The 21,401-nt window shown below is 67.0% G+C and carries 17 protein-coding genes; 7 read left to right on the top strand and 10 right to left on the bottom strand.

Annotated features, from left to right (window positions below; translation table 11 throughout):
* Nucleotides 1-26 precede the first annotated feature (26 nt).
* Nucleotides 27-629, top strand: coding sequence for a class I SAM-dependent methyltransferase (locus tag B7G54_RS22445; RefSeq protein WP_085041086.1), 603 nt, complete (start codon nt 27-29; stop codon nt 627-629).
* 19 nt (nt 630-648) lie between these two features.
* Here the strand turns inward: B7G54_RS22445 and B7G54_RS22450 are convergent, their stop codons facing one another.
* Together B7G54_RS22450 and mdtD are read right to left on the bottom strand one after the other, a co-directional pair.
* Nucleotides 649-1,923 (bottom strand): EAL domain-containing protein, encoded by a 1,275-nt coding sequence (locus B7G54_RS22450; RefSeq protein ID WP_085041087.1) that lies wholly within the window; start codon nt 1,921-1,923, stop codon nt 649-651.
* Between the two features lie 179 nt (nt 1,924-2,102).
* On the bottom strand, nt 2,103-3,539 hold the full coding sequence (mdtD, locus tag B7G54_RS22455; RefSeq protein ID WP_085041088.1) for a multidrug transporter subunit MdtD: 1,437 nt from the start codon (nt 3,537-3,539) through the stop codon (nt 2,103-2,105).
* A gap of 218 nt (nt 3,540-3,757) precedes the next feature.
* On the opposite strand from mdtD, the gene B7G54_RS22465 reads away from it, so the two are divergent.
* Together B7G54_RS22465 and B7G54_RS22470 are read left to right on the top strand one after the other, a co-directional pair.
* On the top strand, nt 3,758-4,081 hold the full coding sequence (locus B7G54_RS22465) for a DUF2917 domain-containing protein (RefSeq protein WP_085041089.1): 324 nt from the start codon (nt 3,758-3,760) through the stop codon (nt 4,079-4,081).
* Nucleotides 4,082-4,543: 462 nt separating this feature from the next.
* Nucleotides 4,544-5,935 (top strand): CoA transferase, encoded by a 1,392-nt coding sequence (locus B7G54_RS22470; RefSeq protein ID WP_085041090.1) that lies wholly within the window; start codon nt 4,544-4,546, stop codon nt 5,933-5,935.
* 28 nt (nt 5,936-5,963) lie between these two features.
* On the opposite strand, the gene B7G54_RS22475 is transcribed toward B7G54_RS22470, so the two are convergent.
* Nucleotides 5,964-6,710 carry a GntR family transcriptional regulator gene (locus tag B7G54_RS22475; protein WP_011352976.1) on the bottom strand — a complete coding sequence of 249 codons (747 nt, stop codon included), beginning with the start codon at nt 6,708-6,710 and terminating at the stop codon, nt 5,964-5,966.
* Nucleotides 6,711-6,876: 166 nt separating this feature from the next.
* On the opposite strand from B7G54_RS22475, the gene B7G54_RS22480 reads away from it, so the two are divergent.
* The gene (locus B7G54_RS22480) at nt 6,877-7,722 is read left to right on the top strand and encodes an aldo/keto reductase (RefSeq protein WP_085041091.1); all 846 of its coding nucleotides are present in this window, start codon (nt 6,877-6,879) and stop codon (nt 7,720-7,722) included.
* A 27-nt stretch (nt 7,723-7,749) separates the two neighbouring features.
* Here B7G54_RS22480 and B7G54_RS39805 read toward each other — a convergent pair whose 3' ends face one another.
* The 6 genes from B7G54_RS39805 to B7G54_RS22510 form a co-directional block, all read right to left on the bottom strand.
* The gene (locus tag B7G54_RS39805; RefSeq protein ID WP_085041212.1) at nt 7,750-9,078 is read right to left on the bottom strand and encodes a hypothetical protein; all 1,329 of its coding nucleotides are present in this window, start codon (nt 9,076-9,078) and stop codon (nt 7,750-7,752) included.
* Between the two features lie 289 nt (nt 9,079-9,367).
* Nucleotides 9,368-10,378, bottom strand: coding sequence for a HoxN/HupN/NixA family nickel/cobalt transporter (locus B7G54_RS22490; RefSeq protein WP_175130493.1), 1,011 nt, complete (start codon nt 10,376-10,378; stop codon nt 9,368-9,370).
* Between the two features lie 167 nt (nt 10,379-10,545).
* Entirely contained in the window at nt 10,546-12,657 is a 2,112-nt protein-coding gene (fusA, locus tag B7G54_RS22495) for an elongation factor G (RefSeq protein ID WP_085041093.1), read from the bottom strand.
* Nucleotides 12,658-12,875: 218 nt separating this feature from the next.
* Nucleotides 12,876-13,376 (bottom strand): DUF192 domain-containing protein, encoded by a 501-nt coding sequence (locus tag B7G54_RS22500; RefSeq protein ID WP_085041094.1) that lies wholly within the window; start codon nt 13,374-13,376, stop codon nt 12,876-12,878.
* A 160-nt stretch (nt 13,377-13,536) separates the two neighbouring features.
* Nucleotides 13,537-13,752 carry a hypothetical protein gene (locus tag B7G54_RS22505; RefSeq protein WP_011352970.1) on the bottom strand — a complete coding sequence of 72 codons (216 nt, stop codon included), beginning with the start codon at nt 13,750-13,752 and terminating at the stop codon, nt 13,537-13,539.
* A 280-nt stretch (nt 13,753-14,032) separates the two neighbouring features.
* Nucleotides 14,033-14,611 (bottom strand): pseudouridine synthase, encoded by a 579-nt coding sequence (locus tag B7G54_RS22510; protein ID WP_085041095.1) that lies wholly within the window; start codon nt 14,609-14,611, stop codon nt 14,033-14,035.
* Nucleotides 14,612-14,888: 277 nt separating this feature from the next.
* On the opposite strand from B7G54_RS22510, the gene icd reads away from it, so the two are divergent.
* Both icd and B7G54_RS22525 read left to right on the top strand, forming a co-directional pair.
* Complete coding sequence (icd, locus tag B7G54_RS22520; protein ID WP_034178829.1) at nt 14,889-16,145, top strand: NADP-dependent isocitrate dehydrogenase; 1,257 nt, start codon at nt 14,889-14,891, stop codon at nt 16,143-16,145.
* Between the two features lie 283 nt (nt 16,146-16,428).
* Nucleotides 16,429-18,657: an NADP-dependent isocitrate dehydrogenase gene (locus tag B7G54_RS22525; protein WP_085041096.1), complete on the top strand. Its 2,229-nt coding sequence runs from the start codon at nt 16,429-16,431 to the stop codon at nt 18,655-18,657.
* 123 nt (nt 18,658-18,780) lie between these two features.
* On the opposite strand, the gene B7G54_RS22530 is transcribed toward B7G54_RS22525, so the two are convergent.
* On the bottom strand, nt 18,781-19,005 hold the full coding sequence (locus B7G54_RS22530; RefSeq protein WP_006490888.1) for a hypothetical protein: 225 nt from the start codon (nt 19,003-19,005) through the stop codon (nt 18,781-18,783).
* A gap of 671 nt (nt 19,006-19,676) precedes the next feature.
* Here B7G54_RS22530 and B7G54_RS22535 point away from each other — a divergent pair.
* A complete protein-coding gene (locus B7G54_RS22535) occupies nt 19,677-21,284 on the top strand; it encodes a multicopper oxidase family protein (RefSeq protein WP_085041213.1) in 1,608 nt (535 codons plus the stop codon).
* Nucleotides 21,285-21,401 lie beyond the last annotated feature (117 nt).

The following is a 21,401-nucleotide window of genomic DNA, read 5'->3' on the forward strand; positions in this document are numbered from 1 at the left end:
TACGACGCCTCTGCGGAGCTGTCACCATGGTGGATCGCCCGACTCTCGACGCCTACGACGCCCATGCCGCGCAATTCGCGCAGGACTGGCTCGACCAGGCTGCGCACGACGACATGTACGCGCTGCTGGAGCAGCATTTCTCGCCGGGGCCGACCGCGGACGTCGGCTGCGGAGCCGGGCGCGATACGGCGTGGCTCGCGTCGCGCGGCTTCGACGTGCGCGGCTACGACGCGAGCGCCGCGCTGCTCGACGAGGCGCGGCGCCGCCATCCGGACCTGACCTTCGAACTGGCCGCGCTGCCGATGTTGGCCGGCGTGCCGGCCGGCGCGTTTCGCAACGTGCTGTGCGAAACGGTCGTCATGCATCTCGAACAGGCGGACGCGGCGGCCGCCGCCACGCGGCTGGCCGAGCTCCTGATGCCGGGCGGCACGTTGTACCTGAGCTGGCGGGTGGCCGGAAACGGCGCGTTGCGCGACGAGCGCGGCCGCCTCTACACGCCGCTCGATTCGGCGCGGATGCGGGCGGCGCTCGGCGCGGGCACGCAGGTGATCGACGAGCACGAGGTCGTCAGCGCGTCGTCCGGCAAGCGCGTGCACCGGCTGATCGTGCGCAAGGCCGCCGCCGCGTGAGCGCGGCGCCACGGCGCGCTCATTCGCGGTTGAGTGCCGCTTCCCAGTTGATGTCGACGCAGAGCACCTGCATGCCGGTCGCGACCGGCGCGGCGATCGACGCGGTCACGCACAGGTGCGCCTCGTTGATCGACAGGTAGGGCGGTGTCAGGTGCACGCGGCCCGGTGCGCGCATCGCGTCGATGAAGTATGGGCGCCGTTCCCAGCTCGCGCCTTCGGAGTGCAGCAGCGGCCGGAAGCGCTTGGCGCGCTGCGATACGCTGCCGCGTGCGAGCACGTTGTCGCCGATCTGGCGACCCGACGCGTCGAGCAGGAAGCAGCGCGCTGTCTCGGGCAGCCCGAGCACGACGGCTGCCGCGTCGGTGAGCGGCGCGCCCGCACCGAGCTTGCGGCTCGCTTCCTCGAGCGCCGCGACGTACGGTGCAAGCCGTTCCGCCTGCGTGCGCTCGCGTTCCGCGACGCGCAGCCGCAACGCGGCCGACAGCGTATCCATGCAGCCTGCAGCGGCCTGCGGCTGCACCGGTTCGACGCTCGGCCCCGCGAAGTACTGGCCCTGCACGAAATCGACGTCGCACTCCAGTGCGATCAGCGCGTCGCGCTCGGTCGCGAGCCCGCCCATCAGCACGAGCTGGCCGGATTCGTGCAGCAGCGACACGAGCCCCGGCAGCACGCGTTCGAGATGCGAGTGCTCGCTCGCCTGCGCGAGGATGCCGCGGTCGAGCGTGACGATGTCGGGATGCAGGTGCCACACGCGGTCGATGTTCGAATGCTTCGCACCGAACCCGACGAGCGCGATCAGGAAGCCGGCCTTGCGCAGCCCGTCGACGATCGCCGCGTAGCGCGGCGTCTCGCCGCCCGCCTGCTCGGGCACCTCGAGCACCACGCGATGCGGCGGCAGCCCGAGCGCCTTCAGGTTCGCGAGCATGGCGTCGCTGTAGACGGTGTCCATCAGCGCGGCCGGATGCAGGCTCAGGAAGAGCCATTCGTCATGGCTGTCGAACGCGTGGAAGTTGCCGAGATGCAGCGATTCGGCGAGCCGGCCGAGCTCGAGCAGGTCGCCGCGCCGTGCCGCCTGCGTGAACACTTCGTGCGACGCCACCTGGCGGCTTTCCTCGTCGTGCGCACGCAGCGACGCGTGATAGCCGATCGCGCGGCGGTGCGACACCGAGAAAACGGGCTGGAACACGCTGAATACGGTGTAGCCGCCGTACAGCACGGTGCGCCGGTTCCCGTCGTCGCCGGCGACGGGGCGGGGCGGCTGAAAGCCGGGGGGATCGATTTCGATCATGCTCATGATGTCGGCCGAAGGAAGACTGCCAGTTTACCTAGAGAATAGGCGAGCAAGAAGCGTGCACGGCATCGTACCCCGTGCGGCGGCGCGTCGCGGTCGAGCCGCCGGGCATCGCAGCCGCATCGCAGGGCCGCGCTGCACCGCAATGGTGCGCACCGACCCGGTTCGGCGCGCGCCGCGCGTCACGCGCGCTCGGACGGGTCGGTCTTGCGCGCGGTGCTGCGGATCTCGGGCGCGAGCTGCGCGAAGATCCACGCGGATGCGGCCGTGATGATTCCGACGCAGATGAATGTTGCATGGAACGCCGGCAGCGTGTTGCTCGGCGTCACGGTGCGCAGCATGCCCGTAAACGTCGCGAGCAGCGCGCCCGCGACCGTGACGCCGAGGCTCATCGACAGCATCTGCACGAGCGAGAACAGGCTGTTGCCGCTGCTCGCGCCGCCCGTGCCGAGATCCTTCAGCGTCAGCGTGTTCATCGCGGTGAACTGCATCGAGTTGAAGCCGCCGAACAGCGCGAGATGCACGACCTTCACCCAGACGGGCACCGTGTCGCGCATCAGTGCGAAGCTCGCCATCATCACGCCGACCATGATGGTGTTCGCGAGCAGCACCTTGCGATAGCCGTGCCGCGTGATCAGGCGCGTGATGATCCGCTTCGAGAACATCCCGGCCGCCGCCACCGGCAGCATCATCAGCCCGGCCTCGAATGCCGAGTAGCCGAGGCTCACCTGCAGCAGCAGCGGGATCAGGTACGGCATCGCGCCGCTGCCGATCCGCGCGAACAGGTTGCCGAGCAGCCCGACGCTGAACGTATGGATCCGGAACAGCTCCAGCGAGAAGATCGGTTGCGGCGCGCGCACCGCATACAGCCCGTACGCGACGAAGCACGCGAGGCTCAGGATCAGCAGCACGAGCACGGCCGCGTGCTGCATCCCGAGATCGGCGAGCCCGTCGAGCGACAGCGAGATCGCGACCATGCCGATCGTCAGCAGCAGATAGCCCTTCAGGTCGAAGCGGCCGACCGCCGGGTTGCGCGAATCGGGCATCGAATAGAAGGTCGCGACGCAGCCTGCGACGCCGACCGGCACGTTGATCAGGAAGATCCAGTGCCACGACGCGATCTTCACGAGCCAGCCGCCGAGCGTGGGCCCGATCAGCGGGCCGATCAGGCCGGGAATCGCGACGAACGACAGCGCGGGCAGGTAGCGTTCGGCCGGGAACGTGCGCAGTACCGCGAGTCGCCCGACCGGCAGCAGCATCGCGCCCCCGACCCCCTGCACGACGCGGAACGCGACGAGCTGCGTCAGCGTATGCGCGTTCGCGCACAGCAGCGAGCCGAGCGAGAACACCAGGATCGCGCTGAAGAACACGCGCCGCGTGCCGAACGTATCGGCGAGCCAGCCCGACACGGGGATCATCACCGCCATCGTCAGCGAGTACGCGATCACGACCGACTGCATGCGCAGCGGCGACTCGCCGAGGCTCGCAGCCATCGACGGCAGCGCCGTGTTCACGATCGTCGAATCGAGGGTCTGCATGAAGAAGCCCGTCGCAACGAGCCAGAGCATCACGGTGAGGTTCTTTTCGCCGGGAGCGGCGGCAGGCGGGCGCTGGAACATGAGGGCAGGGTGGTGGCGCGGGACAGCCGACATTGTAGGGAAAGCCATCGCTTCGTGCCGGTTCGGCGCAAGGACGGCGCAAAGTCCGGCCGGCGGATGCCCGTCCTCGTCGAGTGACCAGTACAGTTCAGTCGAAAGTGTCTGCAGCCGTATCTGTCCGTGTGCTGTCACTGTCCGGAATACTGGTGCCATCGGACCCGTGCGACCAGGAGGCTGCCATGCGCGAACTGCGACTTTACGTGATCGATGGCGACGAGCCCGCCGGACGGTGGCGGATCGTCGATCGCACCGCGCTGGAGGTGGCCGACGGCGAGGTCTGGGTGACGATCGAGGGCCGGCCCGACGATCACTGGCTCGGCGCCGGCGATTCGCTGATGCTCATGCCCGGCATGCGCGTGTGGGTCAGTGCGGGGCCGCACGGCGCGGCGTTCGCGTTCGGTCCGCTCGAGGTGCCGGTCATGCGCGCCGCGCAGGCGTGGTGGCAGCCGCTCGTCGCCTGGCGCGAAGGCCGGCGTCACGCGCCCGCATCGCTGCCGACGTAGCACGCCCGGGCTGGATCGGCTTTCTGTCCGCAGATTGTTCGAGCGCGTGCGCGATCCGGCCTGCCGGGCGGCCTGCGGCAATCTGCGTGATCGGCGAGCCAGACTTCGGCACGCCCTGGCCGAGCGAACGTTCGGCGCCGCCGCGCGAGCGTTCGTGTCGGCACGGCGGCGCGCGAGCAGCCGCACTGCGTCCGCGTGGTTGAGCGGTGCCTGGTATCGTCTTCCGGCAACGAGCGCAGCAGGCCGCGGTTCGCGCGTGCATGGAACGGGCTCACGCCAGCACCGGGGATGCCGGTGGCTTCCTGCGCGCCGGGACATGTCATCCGGGCCGCTGCTGCCGGGGGCGTAGGAAACATGTTCGCGCTGCGACCATGCGTGTTGTGCTGATTCGCGCAATCAGGATTGCTTGCGGCTGTCGCGAATTCTAGACTCGATCTTGTCTCCCCCGCCGTCCATCCCGCCATGACACCCGAACTCGCGTTGACGCATCTGTGGCGGCTCGCACACGGCGCCCCCGACGCGCTGGCCCGCACGACCGTGACGGGGCAGGACCCGACGCTGCCGTCGACCTTCCGGGTCGGCACGCTGGCTGCGGCGACGATCGCGGCAGCCGGGCTCGCGGCGGCCGAATGCCACCGGCTTCGTACCGGCGTCGCGCAATTGGTCGAGGTATCGGTGCGCGACGCGCTCGTCGCGTTCCGCAGCGAACGCTACCTGCGCGTGGACGACGGCCCGCCGCCGGAGTTGCGCCATCCGGTGACGGGCTTCTTCGAGACGGGCGACGGGCGCTGGATCCAGTTGCACGCGAACTTCCCGCATCACCTGCACGGGATTCTCGACGTGCTCGGCTGCGGCGCGCAGCGGGACGATGTCGCCGCGGCGATCCGCACGCGGGAGGGCACGGCACTCGATACCGCGCTGGCCGAGGCCGGCCTGTGCGCTGCATTGATCAGAACACCTGACGAGTGGGCGTCACACGAGCAGGCGTGCGCGATCGCGTCGCTGCCGCTGTTCGAGATCGAGCGGATCGGCGACGCGCCGGTGGAGCCGATCGGCCGCGGCGAAGCCGGCCAGCCGCTCGCAGGGGTGCGCGTGCTCGATATCACGCGCATCATCGCGGGGCCGGTCGCGGGCCGCACGCTGGCGTCGCACGGCGCGCAGACGCTGCTCGTCAACGGCCCGCATCTGCCGAACATTGCGCCGCTCGTGATCGACAACGGGCGTGGCAAGCGTTCGACGTGGATCGACCTGCGCGACGCGGCCGGCGTCGATACGCTGTACGCGCTCGCACGCGACGCGGATGTGTTCCTGCAGTCGTACCGGCCCGGCGCGCTTGCCGCGCGCGGCTTCGGGCCGCAGGCGCTGGCGGCGCGCCGGCCCGGCATCGTGTACGTGTCGATATCCGCGTACGGGCACGCGGGGCCGTGGGCGCAGCGGCGCGGCTTCGACAGCCTCGTGCAATCGGCGAGCGGGATCGCGTGGCAGGAGCAGCGGGCCGCGCACGCGGACGGGCCACGCCACCTGCCGTGCCAGGCGCTCGATCATGCAACGGGTTATCTCGCGGCGTTCGGCGCGATGATCGCGCTGGCACGCCGGACCCGCGAAGGGGGAAGCTGGCACGTGCGGTTGTCGCTCGCGCAGACGGGGCGCTGGCTGCAGTCGTTCGGCATCGTGCCGGACGGCTTGCTGGCGCCCGATTTCGCGCGCACCGACGTAAGCGACCGGATCGAGCGCATCGTGTCGCCGTTCGGCATGCTCGACGTGGTGCGGCCGGCCGAGCGGCTGTCGGCCACACCGCCGTCGCTTGCGCGCCCGCCCGTGCCGCTCGGCACCGACGACGCGCGCTGGCTGTGAACGCCGGCGGCGCGGCTGGCGGCTGGCGTTACTTGCGCAGTTCGACGACGAAGTCGTAGTAGTCGTTGCGGCAGTAGGTATCGGTCAGTTCGATCGCGCGCTGGTCCGACGTATAGCCGATTCGCGTGATCAGCAGCAGCGCGTCGTGCGGTGCGATGCCCATCTGCTCGGCGATCTCGTCGGTCGCGTTGACCGCGCGGAAATGCTGCAGCGCGCGCACGATCGGCGTGCCGCGTGCTTCGAGATAGCTGTACAGCGAACCACCGATCGCCTGCGGATCGGGGATCAGCGTTGCGGGGAACGTCGAATTCTCGACGGCCATCACGATGCCGTCGGCGAGGCGCAGGCGCTTCAGGCGCGTGACCGATGCGGCCGGCGACAGCCCGAGCTGGATCACCTCGTCGCGGTTTGCCGGCTGGATCTCGCGTGCGAGCCATTGCGAGCTCGGCTTGAAGCCGCGTCGTTCGAGCATTTCGCTGAAGCTCGACAGCCGCGACAGCGGATCCTCGTAGCGCGGCTGGATGAAGTTGCCGGCGCCCTGCGTGCGGCGAATCAGGCCCTGCTCGACAAGCAGCGCGATCGCCTTGCGCGCGGTGATGCGCGATACGCCGAGCGCATCGGACAGCACGCGCTCGGAGGGCAATGCCTCACCGGCCGTCCAGCGGTTGTCGTGGATCGCGTCGCCGAGCTTGCGGGCGAGCTGCAGGTAAAGCGGCGTGTCGTTGTCGGGGTCGGGGCGCAGGTCTTGCCAGCGGTCGTCCGTGGATGCCTTCATGGAGTGCGTATCGATCAGGTTGCGGCCATTCTAAGTCATCACGTGGCGCCGTTATAGCCGGTTTTTGCCGTGCAATAGGTGAATTGCGCGCCGATTGACTACACTGATGCGTCGTATTCCATGCCTGGGCCGCGGCACGCGGCCACGAATCCGCAACGAGGAACGCATGACAGACACGATTGCCACGGTCGTCCTGCCGGACGGCGAGACGATTCCGAAGCTTGGCCTGGGCACGTGGGAAATGGGCGAGCGGCCGGCCCGGCGCGCGGACGAGATTGCCGCGCTGCGCGAAGGCATCGCGCTTGGGATGACGCTGGTCGATACGGCCGAGATGTACGGCGACGGTGCGACCGAGGAACTGGTTGGCGAGGCGCTCTCAGGCCTGCGCGACGACGTGTTCCTCGTCAGCAAGGTGTATCCGCACCACGCGAGCCGGCGTGGCGTCGTCGCCGCGTGCGATGCGAGCCTCAAGCGCCTGCGTACCGATCGCCTCGACCTGTATCTGCTGCACTGGCGCGGCTCGGTGCCGCTCGAGGAGACGGTCGAAGGCTTTGAAGCGCTGCAGCGCGCGGGCAAGATCCGTCACTGGGGTGTCAGCAACTTCGATACGGCCGACATGGCCGAACTCGTCGATGACGCGGGCGGTGGCGCATGCGCGACCAACCAGATCCTCTACAACATCGCGCGGCGCGGCCCGGAGTTCGACCTGCTGCCGTGGCTTGCCGGGCACCGGATGCCGGCGATGGCGTACAGCCCGGTCGATCACGGGCGATTGCCGAAGCGCTCGCCGCTCGACGAGATCGCGCGGCGGCACGGCGTGTCGGTGATGCGCGTCGCGCTCGCGTGGGTGCTCGCGCAGCCGGGGGTGTTCGCGATCCCGAAGGCGTCGCGGGTCGAACACGTGCGCGACAACCGGGCTGCGCTCGATTTCAGGTTCAGCGATGGCGAGCGCGCGCAGCTTGACGCGTACTTCCGTCCGCCACGCAGCAAGCGCGCGCTCGAGATGCTCTGACGACACCCGGCCGGGCAACGCGGCCGGTCAGTGGTTGCCTCCGGACGATCCGCTGTTGCCGTGACCGCCGCCAGTGCCGTTCCCGGTGCCATGGCCATTGCCGACGCCGTTGGCTCCGCCATTGCCGGCGCCGGCATTCCCGTGTCCATTGCCGTTGCCGCCGCCATTGCCGTGGCCGCCGTTGCCACCAGTACCGCCGCCGTTACCCGAACCGCCGTTGCCGCCACTACCGCCTTGGCCACCGTTGCCGCCAGCGCCACCGCCATTGCCGGCGCCGGCGTTCCCGTTTCCATTGCCGTGACCGCCGCCATTACCGTGACCGCCGCCGTTGCCATGACCGCCGCCATCACCGTTGCCGTGGCCACCACCGTTGCCGTGACCGCCGCCGTCACCGTTGCCGTGGCCACCACCGTTGCCGTGACCGCCGCCATCACCGTCGCCATGGCCGCCACCGTTGCCGTGACCGCCGCCATCGCCGTCGCCATGGCCGCCACCATTGCCGTGACTGCCGCCATCACCGTTGCCGTGGCCACCGCCGTTGCCATGACCGCCGCCATCACCGTCGCCATGGCCGCCACCATTGCCGTGACCGCCGCCATCACCGTCGCCATGGCCGCCACCGTTGCCGTGGCCACCGCCGTCACCGTCGCCACCGCCACCGCCACCGCCGTGGCCACCATGTCCGCCGTGACCGCCACCGCCCGAAGTACCGCCCCCAGAAGTGCCACCACCGGAAGTACCGCCCCCAGAAGTGCCACCACCGGAAGTACCGCCCCCGGAAGTGCCACCACCGGAAGTGCCACCACCGGAAGTGCCACCACCGGAAGTGCCGCCCCCGGAAGTGCCGCCCCCGGAAGTGCCGCCCCCAGAAGTGCCACCACCGGAAGTACCGCCCCCGGAGGTGCCGCTCCCGGAAGAACCTCCACCCGTACCACCGTTGCCAGACGCGTTGCCTCCGCGACCCGAGCCGCTCGTGCCACCGGAAGTCCCGCTTGTCGATCCGCCGACGCCAGCAGGTCCGACGGCACCGTTCCCGTTGTTGCCGCTGCCGCCGCCATTGCCATTTCCGCTACCCGGGCTGCCGCCGCCATTGCCGTTCGAGCCCGCGCCGCTACTGCCGACATGCCCGCCGGCGAAGACGTGCACCGCGCACGCAGCCGGATTGGCTGCGCACGGCGAAGCGTCGTCGACCAGCATCATGATGGCGTCCGCGCTGGCAACTGCATCGGGCGTGGAGTCAGGTGTCGCGTCTTGTGCGACGGCATACGAGCAGCAGCACGCGAATGCGGCCGCGGCGAGCAAGGTTGCGCGATAGCGCCGTCCCGGCGTACGGAACGGTTGTTTCGTCTTGAGCATCATGGCCTCCCCATGCGCGCGATGCCTCGTCGCCGCGCGGCTATCTACGTGTGGTGCAGGGGGGCGGTAAAGGTTCGTAGTCCTGTCTGAAGCCGATTGCCATCGGGCCGGCGCTGGACGCCGGCCGCGATTGCAGAACGGCCTGCGGGCCCGCCTTGCGAATCCCTATCTGCGAGATCCGTGCCACCGGCAGCTTGAGCCCGTAGCGCAAGGCGCGCGCAGGCGCGCGACGGTGCATGCGACGTCTTTGGGGGAGTTTTGTTTCCGGAATGAAACGTCTGAGCTAAGTTCAGCGCGCAGGCGCATCGGCCGCACGCTGCCAGCGGTGGAACAGGATCGACGCGATCCAGCAGACGAGGAACAGTGCGACGATGCCGTAGCCGATCGAGCCGAAGCGTTCGCCGAGCGCATCGAGCGCGTCGCGCACGGGGCCCGTCAGCGACAACTTGTCGGCCAGCAGGCCGGCCGCCTCGATCCCGCCGATCGCCAGTGCGACGGCCGCCGACACGAACGTGATGCTCGCGTTGTAGAGCAGCTTGCGCTGCGGATCGTCCATCGCCCAGCCGTACGCGTGAATCATCAGCACGTTGTCGGTCGAGTCGATGAGCGTCATGCCGGCGGTGAAAAGCGCGGGAAACAGCATGACCGTATAGACCGGCAGCCCCTGGCTCGCCTGTGCGGCGGCGATCGCGAGCAGGCCGATTTCGGTTGCAGTATCGAAACCTAGCCCGAACAGCAGGCCGACCGGATACATGTGCCAGCTCTTCGACACGAACCGGAACAGCGGACGCAGCAGCCGGGACACGAGCCCGGCAGGACGATGCACATGCGCGGCATCGTGCGCGTGCCCGTGCGTGCCGCGATAGCGCCGCCACACGTCGCGCAGGATCACCAGGTTCACGCATGCGAGCACGAGCAGGAAGCTGGCCGATACCGCCGTGCCGATCGTGCCGCCGATCTCGCGGAATGCATCGAACCGGTCGCGCAACGCGAACGCGGTCAACGCGATGCCGAGCGTTGCTGCGATCACGATCGTCGAATGACCGAGCGAGAAGAACAGACCGACGCTCACCGGACGCTGGCCTTCCTGCATCAGCTTGCGCGTCGCGACGTCGATCGCGGCGATGTGGTCGGCGTCGACTGCATGACGCAGCCCGAGCCCATAAGCGATCGCCGCGGTGCCGAGCAGCAGCGGATGATCGCGCAGTACCGCGAGCGCCCACAGCCAGACGGCGGCGTTCGCGGCGATCAGGCCGGCGTAGAGCATCAGCAGTCGGCGCAGGGCAGGGGTGGGCGGCATCGGGCGGGTTCCATCTGACGAATCGCGATGCATTGTGGCACGCGAAAAAAATGCCTGGCGTGTCGAACAAAAAGCCGCGAGCGCTGCGCGCGCCGAATGAAAAAAGGCCCGTCCGGTTCCGGACAGGCCTTTGCGTGCATGCGACGGGGCGAGAGATCGCCCCGCGCTCACTTCACTTTTGCGCTGATCACGCCTTCCGATACGTTGGCCGGTGTTTCCGCGTAGTGCTTGAACTCCATCGTGTAGGTCGCGCGGCCCTGCGTGGCCGAACGCAGCGACGTCGAATAGCCGAACATTTCCGCGAGCGGCACTTCGGCGCGCACGAGCTTGCCGCCCCCGCCCGCGATGTCCTCCATCCCCTGCACGATGCCGCGTCGGCTCGACAGGTCGCCCATCACGTTGCCCATGAATTCCTCGGGCGTCTCGACCTCGACGGCCATCATCGGCTCGAGCAGCACGGGCTTCGCCTTGCGCATCGCTTCCTTGAACGCCATCGAGCCGGCCATCCGGAACGCGTTTTCGTTCGAGTCGACGTCGTGGTACGAGCCGAACGTCAGGTGCACCTTCACGTCGACGACCGGGTAGCCTGCCAGCACGCCGCTCTTCAGCGTTTCGGTGATGCCCTTGTCGACAGCCGGGATGAATTCGCGCGGAATCACGCCGCCCTTGATCTCGTCGAGGAACTCGTAGCCCTTGCCGGGGTTCGGCTCGAGCGTGATCACCGCGTGGCCGTACTGGCCGCGACCACCCGACTGCTTGACGAACTTGCCCTCGATGTCGGACGCCGTCGTGCGCACCGTTTCGCGATACGCGACCTGCGGCTTGCCGACCGTTGCTTCGACGCCGAATTCGCGCTTCATCCGGTCGACCAGGATTTCGAGGTGAAGCTCGCCCATCCCCGAAATGATCGTCTGGCCGGACTCTTCGTCGGTCTGCACGCGGAACGACGGATCTTCCTGCGCAAGGCGGTTCAGCGCGAGGCCCATCTTTTCCTGGTCGGCCTTCGTCTTCGGCTCGACGGCCTGCGAGATCACCGGTTCCGGGAATTCCATCTTCTCGAGGATGATCGGCTTCGCGGGATCGCACAGCGTGTCGCCGGTGGTCGCTTCCTTCAGGCCGACGGCCGCCGCGATGTCGCCCGCGCGCACTTCCTTGATTTCCTTGCGCTCGTTCGCGTGCATCTGCAGGATCCGGCCGAGCCGTTCCTTCTTGTCCTTGGTCGCGTTGAGCACCGTGTCGCCGGATTCGACGACGCCCGAATACACGCGGAAGAAGATCAGCTGGCCGACGAACGGGTCGGTCATGATCTTGAACGCGAGCGCCGAGAACGGCTCGTCGTCGCTCGGATGACGTTCCGCCGGCTTTTCCGGATCGGCGAAGTCGTGGCCGAGGATCGCCGGCACGTCGACCGGCGACGGCAGGTAATCGATCACCGCGTCGAGCATCGCCTGCACGCCCTTGTTCTTGAACGCGCTGCCGCACAGCATCGGCACGATCTCGTTCGCGATCGTGCGCTTGCGCAGCGCGGCCTTGATCTCGTCTTCGGTCAGCGATTCATGGTCGTGCAGATACTTCTCGAGCAGTTCCTCGGTCGCTTCCGCCGCGGCCTCGACCATCTTTTCGCGCCATTCGTGCGCGAGCTCGACGAGGTTCGCGGGGATGTCCTCGTACGTGAACTTCACGCCCTGGCTTTCGTCGTCCCACACGATCGCCTTCATCTTCACGAGATCGACGACGCCCTGGAAATGATCTTCCGCGCCGATCGGAATCTGGATCGGCACGGCGACACCTTTCAGGCGCTCGCCGATCTGCCGCTGCACGCGGAAGAAATCGGCGCCGATGCGGTCCATCTTGTTGACGAACGCGATACGCGGCACCTTGTATTTGTTGGCCTGGCGCCAGACGGTTTCGGACTGCGGCTGCACGCCGCCGACCGAGTCGTAAACCATGCACGCGCCATCGAGCACGCGCATCGAGCGCTCGACCTCGATCGTGAAGTCGACGTGCCCGGGCGTATCGATGATGTTGATCCGGTGCTCCGGATAGTTGCCGGCCATGCCTTTCCAGAAGGCCGTGGTCGCCGCCGACGTGATCGTGATGCCGCGTTCCTGCTCCTGCTCCATCCAGTCCATCGTGGCCGCGCCGTCGTGCACTTCACCGATCTTGTGGCTCACGCCGGTGTAAAACAGGATGCGCTCGGTCGTCGTGGTCTTGCCGGCATCGATGTGAGCGCTGATCCCGATATTGCGATAGCGCTCGATGGGGGTTTTGCGGGGCACGTGAACCTCCTTAGGTTCGGATCGTAAGCGGGCCGGCGGGGCAGGCCCGGAATGGACAAGCGAGACTTAAAGGATAGCGCTTGCGCGTGGCTTTTGCAGATGCGGCCGGCACCGGCGGAATCAAGTCGGGCGCCACCACGGGCGGGCGAAAAAAAAGCCGGCGCGCAACGGGCGGCCGGCTTCGGTCGGTGCGCGGCGCGACGCCGCGCCGATGGCCGTTACTGGGCCTTCGGCAGGCCTTCGAGCTTCATGCCGGGCTTGATGCCCTTCGCCGCGAACCAGCCCTTGCTCATTTCGAGTGCATAGACGCCGTTGTTGCGCGGGCAGTGGTTGTCGGTCGTCTCGGCCTTCATCTCGTCGATGTCGGTGATCGTGCCGTCCGCGCGGATGAACGCGATCGACAGCGGGATCAGCGTGTTTTTCATCCAGAAGCAGTGCACGGCGTTCTCGTTGAACACGAACAGCATGCCTTCGTTCGGCGCGAGCTGCGAACGGTACATCAGCCCCTGTTCGCGGTCGGGGTCGTTCGCGGCGACGGCCGCGTCGATCACGTACATGCCGGCGCGCAGCTTCACGCGCGGGAATTCGCTCGGCTGCTTGGCGCCGGGCGGCACTTGCGCGCTGGCGGCCTGCATGCCGATCGCGAGGACGGCGAGCGCGGCGGGAAACACGGCGGCGCGCGCAAGGCGGCCGAGCGACGAGCGCAGGGAGAATTGCACAGCAAGGCTCCTATCTGGAAAACAAGACCCGCATGGTACGCGATGCGCGCCGGCGGGCACAAAAAAGAAAAAGGCAGATCGCCTTGCGGTGATCTGCCTTTCAACGCCGTAAGAACGGCAAGACTGCGTGTTCTTGACTGCGTTATTACAGCAAGCTTACTTAGTTCGAAGCAGCTGCCGGTGCTGCTGCGTCGCTTGCTGCAGCCTTCTTCGATGCCTTGTGGTGCTTCTTGGCAGCGTGGTGCTTCTTGGCAGCGTGCTTAGCCGGTGCCGAAGCAGCTTCAGCAGCAGCCGGAGCAGCTTCCGGAGCCGATGCTTGTGCGAAAGCAGCCGTTGCGAAGAGGCCAGCGACCAGAGCGGCGATCAGTTTGTTCATGTTGTGTTCCTCAGCTTTAGTTAATTAACCAAATGACCCGGCAATAGGAGTCATGTCGTCTAACGGTGCCATCCACCTTTCGGTTGACAGACGCTTCGAGAAATTTCTCATTGCGCTGCGGGCGCCGAATCGTATTCGATAAAAACGTCGCTTTCGTGACGCAAACACGGCTCGGCTGCCAATGCCGGATAGCTAAGGTTGGCATCTGCGTGGTTTAACGCACGATCTTCGCGGCCGGTTGACGAAAAAGATGACGAAAAATTCGCTCGCCCCGAATTCGTCATCCGGCGGGCGCGAAACCGTCCCACGGCGCGCGCGGCGACAGCGCGATTGTTTCTCCCGGTGCAATGCCGAGCGCGAATATGTCCAGCGCACCGATGCCGACGCGCACCAGGCGCAACGTCGGGAAGCCGACGGCTGCCGTCATCCGGCGCACCTGCCGGTTCTTGCCCTCGGTGATCGCCAGCTCGATCCACGTCGTCGGGATCGCGGCCCGATAGCGGATCGGCGGGTTGCGCGGCCACAGCGCGCCGGGCGGTTCGATGAATTCGGCGCGGCACGGACGCGTCACGTAGTCGCCGAGGTCGACGCCGCGCGCGAGCGCTTTCAGGTCGGCGGGGCCGGGCGCGCCCTCGACCTGCGCCCAGTAGCGCTTGACGAGTTTGTGGCGCGGCTCGGCGATGCGCGCCTGCAGCGTGCCGTCGTCGGTGAGCAGCAGCAGTCCCTCGCTGTCCGCGTCCAGCCGGCCCGCTGCGTAGACGCCGGGCGTTTTTACCCAGTCGCCGAGCGACGGGCGCGTCTCGTGCGCGGAAAACTGGCAAATCGTGCCGAACGGCTTGTTGAGGGCGATCAGGTTCATGGCGGGGCGCTCGCCCGGCGGGCCGCGGGAAGCGGGGGCGGGCGGTCTATGGCAAATGGCGGAATCTTAATGCATAATACGGAACGGCAAGTCCTCTGTCTTATATAAGACATAAGTGGGGTCTTGATACGCAGTGCCGCGCTTCATGCCGAAGTGCCCGGTTGGGGCGCTAGAATAGCGGCTCGCTGTTGCCGTCACGGGGTGGCCATGCCGCGCCCCCGCCGCGCGCGCAGCTTCGACCAGCATCACCTGCTCAGCCACGTCACTGGAGTCGATCATGCCGTATCAGCACATCAAGGTTCCGGAAGGCGGTGACAAGATCACCGTCAACAAGGACTTCTCGCTCAACGTTTCCGATCAGCCGATCATTCCCTATATCGAAGGCGACGGTACGGGCTTCGATATCACGCCGGTCATGATCAAGGTCGTCGACGCGGCGGTCGCGCATGCCTACAAGGGCAAGCGCAAGATCCACTGGATGGAGATTTTCGCAGGCGAGAAGGCGACGAAGGTGTACGGCCCGGACGTGTGGCTCCCGGACGAAACGCTGCAGGTGCTCAAGGAATACGTGGTGTCGATCAAGGGGCCGCTCACGACCCCGGTCGGCGGCGGCATCCGCTCGCTGAACGTCGCGCTGCGCCAGGAACTCGACCTGTACGTGTGCCTGCGCCCGGTGCAGTACTTCAAGGGCGTGCCGTCGCCGGTGCGCGAGCCGCAAAAGATCGACATGGTGATCTTCCGCGAGAACTCGGAAGACATCTACGCAGGCATCGAATGGGCCGCGGGCTCCGAGCAGGCGAAGAAGGTGATCAAGTTCCTGCAGGACGAGATGGGCGTGAAGAAGATCCGCTTCCCGGAAACCTCGGGGATCGGCGTCAAGCCCGTGTCGACCGAAGGCACCGAGCGTCTCGTGCGCAAGGCGATCCAGTACGCGATCGACAACGATCGCAAGTCGGTCACGCTGGTGCACAAGGGCAACATCATGAAGTTCACGGAAGGCCTGTTCCGTGACGCCGGCTACGCGCTTGCACAGAAGGAATTCGGCGGCGAGCTGATCGACGGCGGCCCGTGGATGCGCGTGAAGAACCCGAAGACGGGCAATGAGATCGTGATCAAGGATTCGATCGCCGATGCGTTCCTGCAGCAGATCCTGCTGCGCCCGGCCGAATACGACGTGATCGCCACGCTGAACCTGAACGGCGACTACATCTCCGATGCGCTGGCCGCGCAGGTCGGCGGCATCGGGATCGCGCCGGGAGCGAACCTGTCGGATTCGGTCGCGATGTTCGAAGCGACGCACGGCACCGCGCCGAAGTACGCGGGCAAGGATTACGTGAACCCCGGTTCCGAGATCCTGTCGGCGGAAATGATGCTGCGCCACCTCGGCTGGACGGAAGCAGCCGACACGATTATCGCCTCGATGGAGAAGTCGATCCTGCAGAAGCGCGTGACGTACGACTTCGCGCGCCTGATGGAAGGTGCGACGCAGGTGTCGTGCTCGGGCTTCGGCGAAGTGCTGATCGAGAACATGTAAGTCCCCTTCCGGGGTGGGCCGGCGAGATTGCCGGCCGCCCCGGCGCTGACTGCCGGCGCCGGAGCGTTTCGTGGATGGCAGGTTTGTTGGCAGGGCGGTCCGGCATGCGGGCCGCGGCGCCGCGATGCGGCCCGGAGGCCCTGCAAGGTAGAACATGACGGCCCTCGCAACACCACCGCCCGGTTGAGCCGGCGCGCCCCTTTCGCGACCCACCCGGTCGCTCCCCGCCGGTTACCGCCGGCGCTCCTCAGTCCAACATTCACGTAGCAATGCTTTGACCACCATGTCCACTTCGCCCAAGATCATCTACACCCTCACCGACGAAGCGCCCGCGCTCGCGACCTATTCGCTGCTGCCGATCGTCAAGGCTTTCACGCGCTCGTCCGGCGTCGCCGTTGAAACGCGCGACATCTCGCTCGCCGGCCGCATCATCGCGGCATTCGCCGACGTCCTGCCGCCCGAGCAGAAGGGTTCCGACGATCTGGCCGAACTGGGCCAGCTCACGCTGAAGCCGGAAGCGAACATCATCAAGCTGCCGAACATCAGCGCATCGGTGCCGCAGCTCAAGGCCGCGATCGCCGAACTGCAGGCGCAGGGTTACACGCTGCCGGCGTATCCGGAAGATCCGTCGACCGACGAAGAGAAGGCGGTCAAGGCGCGCTACGACAAGATCAAGGGCAGCGCGGTGAACCCGGTGCTGCGTGAAGGCAACTCCGACCGCCGCGCGCCGCTGTCGGTGAAGAACTACGCACGCAAGCATCCGCACAAGATGGGTGCGTGGAAGGCCACGTCGAAGGCGCACGTCGCGCACATGAGCGAAGGCGACTTCTACGGCAGCGAGAAGTCGGCGCTGATCGCCGATGCCGGCAGCGTGAAGATCGAACTCACGACGACTGACGGCGCGAAGAAGGTGCTGAAGGAAAAGACGGCCGTGAAGGCCGGTGAAGTGATCGACGCTTCGGTGATGAGCCGCAACGCGCTGCGCAGCTTCATCGAAGCGCAGATCGCCGATGCGAAGGCGCAGGACGTGCTGTTCTCGGTGCACCTGAAGGCGACCATGATGAAGGTCTCGGACCCGATCCTGTTCGGTCACTTCGTGTCGGTGTTCTACCGCGACGCACTCGCGAAGCACGCGGACGTGCTGACGCAACTCGGTTTCAACCCGAACAACGGGATCGGCGACCTGTACGCGCGCCTGAAGGATCTGCCGGCCGATACGCGCGAAGCGATCGAAGCCGACGTCAAGGCCCAATACGCGGTGCGTCCGCGCCTTGCGATGGTCAACTCGGACAAGGGCATCACGAACCTGCACGTGCCGAGCGACGTGATCGTCGACGCATCGATGCCGGCGATGATCCGCGACTCGGGCGGCATGTGGGGTCCGGACGGCGAACTGTCCGACGCGAAGGCCGTGATTCCGGACCGCTGCTACGCAGGTGTCTACCAGGCCGTGATCGAGGACTGCAAGCAGCACGGCGCATTCGATCCGGTCACGATGGGCAGCGTGCCGAACGTCGGCCTGATGGCGCAGGCGGCTGAAGAATACGGTTCGCACGACAAGACGTTCCTGATCCCGGCGGACGGCGTCGTGCGCGTCACCGACGAAGCGGGCAACGTGCTGCTCGAGCATGCCGTGGAATCCGGCGACATCTGGCGCATGTGCCAGACGAAGGACGCACCGGTGCAGGACTGGGTCAAGCTCGCGGTCAATCGCGCGCGCGCGACCGGCGCACCGGCCGTGTTCTGGCTCGATCCGGCGCGCGCGCACGACGCGCAGATCATCGCGAAGGTCGAGCGTTACCTGAAGGATCACGACACGAACGGCCTCGACATCCGCGTGATGACGCCGGTCGACGCGACGCGTTTCTCGCTCGAGCGCATCCGCGCGGGCAAGGACACGATCTCGGTCACCGGCAACGTGCTGCGCGACTACCTGACCGACCTGTTCCCGATCATGGAACTCGGCACCAGCGCGAAGATGCTGTCGATCGTGCCGCTGATGGCCGGCGGCGGGATGTTCGAAACGGGGGCGGGCGGTTCGGCGCCGAAGCACGTGCAGCAGTTCGTCGAGGAAGGCTTCCTGCGCTGGGATTCGCTCGGCGAATTCCTCGCGCTCGCGGCATCGCTCGAACATCTCGGCAACGCATACCAGAACCCGAAGGCGGTCGTGCTCGCGAAGACGCTCGACCAGGCGACCGGCAAGTTCCTGGACGAGAACAAGTCGCCGGCGCGCAAGGTCGGCGGCCTCGACAACCGCGGCAGCCACTTCTACCTGTGCCTGTACTGGGCGCAGGCGCTGGCCGAGCAGACCGACGATGCCGCGCTGAAGGCGCAGTTCGAAGGCGTGGCGAAGGCGCTGTCCGACAACGAAGCGCGCATCCTGGAAGAACTGGCGGCCGCGCAGGGCAAGGCGCAGGCCATCGGCGGCTACTATCGGCCGAACGTCGACCTGACGAGCCAGGCAATGCGCCCGAGCGCGACGCTGAACGGCATCGTCGACGCGGTCGCCTGACGCGGGCCGCGAGATCGCGCGAATCGATGCGTGTACCGGCGCGGCGGGCATGGTTGCCTGCCGCCCGTTACAAAAGGAAAACGCCCCGGATGCCCGGGGCGTTTTTCGTTGCAGGCTTGCCATTCAGACGTGAACGATTTCCCATTCGGCGATTTCGTGCGGTACTTCGAGCGTTGCCGTATCCAGTTCGGACAGTTGCTCGCAGTCGCCGCGGGAGATGTGGTCGGCCGCCACTTCGGGGCATGAGAATGCGCCGAGCAGGGCGTTGCCGAACGTCGCTTCCCAGCCGCCGTTACCCGGCAGGATGTAGAACGACCCGAGCGCTGAACCAAAGCGAAATCCCTTCATTTCCGTTCTCCCTTTCTGATCACAAGCGATTCTGTTGTGCCGCCTGCCGGTTCGGCCGACTGTGGCCCGACTGGCTGCTTGCGCCGGGTGCCGTATCGAACGTCGTGGCGAAGCGTCAGTGCATGGGAGAAAGTCTACGTCCGCGACCGGCTCGGATGGTGCATGTGGAACAGCTTCACTAAACAAAAATTCTCTTTTTAAAACAAATATTTACTTGATTCATTTTGTATTGCGGAACGTTTTTTGGCATCGCGAAACGGGAAATTTGTGCCCTGCACCACGAATTTTTACAACGCAGAGACTTGTTCCGCATCGTGAAATATTGGCGGGTTTTAGAATCGCTGGCGCGCCCGGTACTGCGGCGGGGCCGTACGGCAGGCGCCGGGCGACCGCCCGGAGGCGGAAAGGGGCAGGGTCGCGCGGTGCTGCGATCGCGAGCGAAGGGCGGTGCAGCGCCGCTCGGCGATGCCGGTCGATACGGGCCGAATCTGGCGCGGCGTCGTCGAGCCCTGCGGCGTATCGCCGCCCGGCCGGCGGTTGCGCTGTTCGATATGGGCCTGCGGTTATGATGACGCGGGCATCAGGATTTGCGTCGCGCATCGGCGCTTCAACCGGCCGGCGCGGGCGTCGCGGCGGCCGCGCGACGCAGCATGGATAACGAGGAACGATTGATGATACGGAGAACCTTCCTGTCGCGTGCCATCGGTGTCGCGGCCGCGTCGCTGTTCGCGCGTGCCGCGTGGGCGCAGCATGCCGGTCACACTGGCATGGCCGGCATGGATTCGATGGACGACATGCCCGGCATGTCGGGCATGTCAGGGATGGCGGGTCACGGGCAGCACGGCAAGTCCGCACCGGCCGCGCTCGCGGCCGCCGACGCGCTGCCGGCCGGCGCGCCGCTCGCGGCGCTGCGCACGCTCGCGAACGAAAGCCGCGAGCCCGGTACGTTCCGGGCCACGCTGGTGGCGCAGCCCGTGGCGCGCCCGATGCTGCATGGTGCACGGCCGACCACGTTCTGGCAGTTCGGCGCGGGCGCGCAGGGCCCCGTCGTCGGTCCGCTGATCGACGTGCGCGAGGGCGACACGGTCGAGATCAAGTTCGTGAACAAGCTGCCGCAGCCGTCGACGATCCACTGGCACGGCTTGCCCGTGCCGCCCGACCAGGACGGCAATCCGTCCGATCCCGTCGCGCCCGGCGCGTCGCGGGTGTACCGCTTCACGCTGCCGAAGGGGAGCGCCGGCACCTACTGGTATCACCCGCATCCGCACATGATGACGGCCGAGCAGGTCTTCCGCGGGCTCGCGGGCCCGTTCGTCGTGCGCGCCGCGGACGATCCGCTGGTGGGCTGGCCCGAACGCAACCTGTTCGTGTCGGACCTGAAGCTTGCGCGTGACGGCACGATTGCACCGAACGACATGATGGACTGGATGAACGGCCGCGAGGGCCAGTTCGTGCTGGTCAACGGTGCGCGCCGGCCGCGGATCGACGTCGCGGGCGACGAGCGCTGGCGCGTGTGGAACGCGTGCAGCGCGCGCTACCTGCGCGTCGCGTTCGACGATGGCCGCGCGTTCGAGCACGCGGGCACGGACGGCGGGCTGTTCGACGCACCGCGCCGCGTCACGTCGCTGCTGATCGCGCCGGGCGAACGGGCGGAGTTGCTGGTGCGCGCCGGCGATCGGGCGTCGCGCGCGGTGCTGCAGGCAGCCGAATACGACCGCCGCAAGATGTCGATGTCCCACGATGACGGACACGGCAGCCTGCCGCCCGATCCGGCGCTGGCCCTGGCCGACGTCGCGTTCGCGCCGGCCGCTGCACGTGTGCTGCCGGCGACACTGCGCGCGGTGCCGCCGCTGGGCGAGCCGGTCGCGCACAAGGAGGTCGCGTTCGGCGAAGAGATGGACATGGACGCGATGATGAAGGGCGGGACGCACGGCCGCCCGGCGGGCATGCGCTTCACGATCAACGGCGACACCTATGCGCCGCACCGCGCGACGCTGACGAGCCGCCGTGGCGACGTCGAGCGCTGGACGATCCGCAATGGCACCGACATGGATCACCCGTTCCACCTGCACGGCACGCAGTTCCAGGTGATCGAGCGCGCGTCGGACGGCTCGCGCACGAGCGAACCGTTCCGCGCATGGCGTGATACCGTGAATGTGCGCAGTGGCGAAACCGTGACGATTCTTGTCATGCAAGACATGTCTGGCGAGCGCATGTTTCATTGCCACATTCTCGAACACGAGGATCTCGGCATGATGGGCACGCTGAAGGTCGTGTAACGAAGTGGTGAATGTGTTTCACGTGCCGGATGAGTATCCGATCTGCGTGCACGACAAGACAATACGTGTTCAATTATCGGGATTGAACGAAAAGGCCGGCCAATCGATTATCGATTG

Origin of the sequence: Burkholderia puraquae (genome assembly GCF_002099195.1) — a bacterium.
Lineage (GTDB): Bacteria > Pseudomonadota > Gammaproteobacteria > Burkholderiales > Burkholderiaceae > Burkholderia > Burkholderia puraquae.